At 47.1% G+C, this 3,075-nt stretch carries 3 protein-coding genes and 1 tRNA gene; all 4 read right to left on the bottom strand.

All coding sequences use genetic code 11. The annotated features are described in order from the left end of the window. Positions 1-66 precede the first annotated feature (66 nt). Positions 67-143 (bottom strand) — tRNA-Arg (locus ACYFDN_RS21390). 163 nt (positions 144-306) lie between these two features. Continuing rightward, on the bottom strand, positions 307-1,845 hold the full coding sequence (locus ACYFDN_RS21385) for a glutamate synthase-related protein (RefSeq protein WP_483512649.1): 1,539 nt from the start codon (positions 1,843-1,845) through the stop codon (positions 307-309). 133 nt (positions 1,846-1,978) lie between these two features. Then, complete coding sequence (locus tag ACYFDN_RS21380) at positions 1,979-2,431, bottom strand: DUF3291 domain-containing protein (protein ID WP_483512648.1); 453 nt, start codon at positions 2,429-2,431, stop codon at positions 1,979-1,981. Beyond that, positions 2,422-2,931 carry a GNAT family N-acetyltransferase gene (locus ACYFDN_RS21375; protein WP_406610172.1) on the bottom strand — a complete coding sequence of 170 codons (510 nt, stop codon included), beginning with the start codon at positions 2,929-2,931 and terminating at the stop codon, positions 2,422-2,424. Before ACYFDN_RS21375 ends, ACYFDN_RS21380 begins: the two co-directional genes overlap by 10 nt. Positions 2,932-3,075: the final 144 nt, after the last annotated feature.

The following is a 3,075-nucleotide window of genomic DNA, read 5'->3' as shown; positions in this document are numbered from 1 at the left end:
CACAATCCGGGGCTCTACCAACTGAGCTATACCCACCACTGAGTATTTCGAGCGTTTCCGAAGCAATGGCGCACCCGACAGGAGTCGAACCTGTGACCTTCGCCTCCGGAGGGCGACGCTCTATCCAGCTGAGCTACGGGTGCTCAATGCTGGCGGAGGCGTATATTAGGGTTTTCGCTCCGCCCTGTAAAGACATTTTATAAAAAAACTGGTAATTGCTGGCTTTTCCAGCAAGCCTAGAAAAAGCCCTTAATTTCAAGGCTACTTAAGCAACAAATAGCTGCTTAAATAGCCAATAAAACAACACTACACTGCGCTAAAGCCTGCGTAAGCAATACCGCTTAAATGCGCCATTTCTCTATGCCAAGTTGCCAAATCGTCTTTAGTGAATTGATTAAGATGATGATGCCCACAAGCTCGTGCCATAACCTGCATTAGCGCTACCGATGCATCAAAGAAATTAGCCAGTTGCTGGGCCGATTTGTCCACATTTAAACGCTGACGTAAATCGGCATTTTGCGTAGCAATCCCAGCTGGGCAATTATTGGTATTACAGATCCGCGCTGCCACACAACCTATGGCTTGCATGGCACTATTAGATACCGCTACACCATCGGCGCCTAAAGCCATGGCTTTGACAAAATCCATAGGTAAGCGCAAGCCGCCGGTAATAATCAAACTCACTCTGCCACTGGCACCTTGTTGATCAAGATAACGTCGCGCTCTGGCTAAGGCCGGAATGGTGGGCACACTAATATGATCCCTAAATATTTCTGGTGCCGCACCAGTACCGCCACCACGCCCATCTAAAATGATGTAGTCAGCGCTGCTATCTAAAGCAAATTGAATATCTCGCTCGATATGGTTGGCACTTAACTTAAAACCAATGGGAATGCCGCCGCTTATTTCACGCACCCGATCGGCAAAGTGTTTAAAGTCTTTGCTACTGTGTAAATCAGCAAAAGTAGGCGGGGAGATTGCAGGTTGTCCTTCAGCTATGCCACGAACGAGAGAAATTTTGCCATGGTTTTTATTGCCTGGTAAATGCCCTCCGGTACCGGTTTTTGCACCTTGGCCTCCTTTAAAGTGAAAAGCTTGAACTTGAGTAAGCAGCGATTCTTGATAACCAAATTTGGCGCTGGCTAACTCATAAAAGTAACGGGAATTTTGCTGCTGCTCTTCAGCCAACATGCCGCCTTCACCAGAACAAATCCCAGTTCCGGCCAGCTCAGCGCCTTTAGCCAGCGCGGTTTTAGCTTCTTCCGATAAGGCACCAAAACTCATATCAGAGACAAACAGAGGAATCTTTAGCTGCAGTGGCTGTTTCGCCTCTGGGCCGATAATCAGTTCTGTGGCCACAGATTGATCTTCCATCAAAGGCTTTTTGGCCATTTGTGCCACCATCACTTGGATGTCGTCCCAATGTGGCAGAAGATGCCTAGGTACCCCCATCGAGGTCATTGCTCCATGGTGGCCCAGTTTTGATAAACCTTCTCGCGCCAATTGATGAATAAAGGCAACGGTGGGTTCTTCAGTTGTAGGCGTGGCCTGCGGTGCTGCACTGTTAATTTGAGGCTGTGGGGCTTCTTGGCCTATTTGTTCGGTACTAAACTGCTTATGGCTGCCATCACAAAATGGGCTATTTGCCGTGGTTTTACACGCACATAAATAACCATCACCAGTTTCTTCTGCGGTAAAAGTCTTGGGGCTAAGGCCGGTACCTGCATGGCTACCATCACAAAAGGGTTGGGATTTAGAACGACCACAGCTGCAAAAGTAGTATTGGTCCCCCTTAGTTAAACTCACCTTCTTGGGTTTGTTATCGGCGATAATCGGCTTAGTCATACCCTCTCCTTGCGCAAAAATGGCGGGGCATACTCGCCCTGCATTTACTTAGCTTAGACGCTTTCTATCCAAAGGGGAGCAGCAAAGCCTGAGTAACAAAGGGTGCCAAAGGCTATTAAAAACAAACCTTAGATTAGCGCTGTAAGGCGTCTTCTGCGCTAAATGTTTTTTTGAAACTAAAGGCCTGAGCAGTATCTCCGTGCTTCCTTAATAATTCTAAACGCTCAAGTGCCTCAGCGGTGCTGGGGACATGGCCATCTTCCACCCACCACAATACGTAAGTTGCCAACGGCGATTTATCAAACCACTCTGCCCGGCGTTTCATAATGTCGATGTGATGGGTTTTAAACATAAAATGCTGCAGACTAGCTAAGGACTCCCATACCGATAAATTGACAATCATCCTTGGGTTATCAAAAGCTTGCACATCGGTGGCGTTGCCGGTGTCGTCTTTAAGCCGCCAAATAAAACCCTCGCTCGCATCAGCAATGGCATTAATGGGATCTAAATTTTCGACAAAATCTTTGAGCAGAGGTGAATCTAAATCATCATTGGCGGTAGCAATATTTAACTGCGCTAGTTGCATGTTTTCTCCTTAGTTTGCTCATTGAGTGTTAGGCGCATTGGCACATCGATAATGCCCTTGGTATTGCGCTGTTCTTGCTCAGCAACAAAGCCCCAAGCCTGATACATTGCTTTAGCAGATAACGACGCATTAACCGTAAACTCGCCCTTATTGCCGTTTGCTATACATAGGGCTTTAGCGTGTTTCCAAAGGCGACTTGCTAAGCCTTTTCCTTGAGCAAGCTCGGCAACAAAAAGGTGATAAAGGTGGCTGTTATCCCTAGTGGCAACCACACCTAATAACTCCACCTTTCCTGCCTGTTTCTGCTCGGCAAGGTGATAGCAAAAACCCTCGCGGATATAAGAACGAATAGCCCTTTCGCTCATCGCTCTTAGCAAGCGTTGTGCTCCTTGCTCGGTAAAATCGTCCACCAAGTAACGACGAGACAAATCGCAAAGTAATTGGCTAATGGCCGCAGCGTCCTCCACTTTGGCAGCTCGGATGGTTACATATGAATCCACTTGTTTTCCTCGTAAAAACCAAAGCTTGAACTAGGGTCTGTTGACCTTTGGTGTTAAAGATTTGTTCGAAATAAGCGGGCTTTAATCGCGGCGAGCACGTAGAAACCTAGTGGGCTAAGTAAGAAGTGCTTAACAAAGAGTAAA

It is taken from the genome of Agarivorans sp. D1326, assembly GCF_056958115.1.
Note: the sequence above shows the minus strand (reverse complement) of the source record. Positions and strands in the feature narration are given on the sequence as shown.